We start from the raw sequence: 1,054 nt of genomic DNA, 5'->3' as shown, positions 1-1,054 counted from the left end.
CAATTTTATTGAAAAGTTGCGTGAACACTGTAAAGTCCATGGAATTCCTCTTTAACGAATTTTCAACTTTTTATCACCTTGAAATATAGATATATGCCAAACGCGTTATTTGCATTTATACATTACCTAAGTATTTTCATTACGATATCTTGACTTTGATAAAATCTTTGTGTCCCTCTGAATTGTTCGGATAGTACTGAACCTTCTACAGTGGCTTTTGTTTTTATCGTATGGTAGGCATCCCTTTTGCTTCATGGTTAAAAAATTTCATATCAAGTTCGCGTCTTTTCCTTTTGATAAGTGATTTCTCAGCCTTACGTAAATGTGCTACCATTTGTACCTTTATAGATTCATTTTGGATCATGGCTAACGAACCATCGATATGTGCTTGAAGATCTGCAATATCTTTCAGGTTTTCTTTTGTTTGAAGTTCATTAAATAGACTTTTGAGGTATTGAAAACGAGTTTCTACGTTTTCAAAACTTTTTAAAGTTATAGCTTTATTTAGTATTGAGAAAAATTCTAAATGCTCAAAAAGCAACGTGCCCATTTGATCAAAAGTCCCAGAAATTTTGTTTTCGTCCTCTAATACCTTTTGATATGATTCCCTTGAAAGCTTATCTTTCTTATAGAGCGCTTCTGGCTCTTTGAGAAAAAAACTAGAAAAGTCTATTTTCTGAGGTCCAGTTTTCTGACTCTTTGTTATAGCCTGATAGGTTTTTTCTGTTTGCGAAAGTTGTTCTTTTTTCAACTCAAGCTGTTTTTTTAAGAGCTCAATAATTTCTCCTTTTTTTAATAGATTAATAAGCTCCAGATATTCTGCTGGTAGAGCAGGTGGTGAGGTTGGGTCCTTATGTAACGAGGGGTCGTAAGATACGCTTGTAACTGCATTTGCATGTGCCAGATTTAGCATTCCCAAAAAGGTAATCATTCCTGTTATAATAAATCGCTTTTTCATCTGTCTCCTCGCTTAATTTCGGCAGGGATTGTTTTATTAATAGGCACACGGCTCCTATCATTGGGCTGTTTTAGCTTTGGTGCTAATGCACAAGCC

The 1,054-nt window shown here is 34.7% G+C and carries 2 protein-coding genes; both read right to left on the bottom strand.

All coding sequences use genetic code 11. The annotated features are described in order from the left end of the window. Positions 1-223 precede the first annotated feature (223 nt). Positions 224-958: a type IV secretion system protein gene (locus ACFIMX_RS08675; RefSeq protein WP_375694329.1), complete on the bottom strand. Its 735-nt coding sequence runs from the start codon at positions 956-958 to the stop codon at positions 224-226. Next, a partial coding sequence (locus ACFIMX_RS08670; RefSeq protein ID WP_375694330.1) for a TrwH protein occupies positions 955-1,054 on the bottom strand: 100 nt, incomplete at its 5' end. The genes ACFIMX_RS08675 and ACFIMX_RS08670, both read right to left, overlap by 4 nt.

This window comes from Bartonella sp. AD24XZML, assembly GCF_042196485.1.
Taxonomy (GTDB): Bacteria; Pseudomonadota; Alphaproteobacteria; order Rhizobiales; family Rhizobiaceae; genus Bartonella.
The sequence above is the reverse complement of the archived record's forward strand: the minus strand, read 5'-3'. Positions and strand labels throughout refer to the sequence as shown.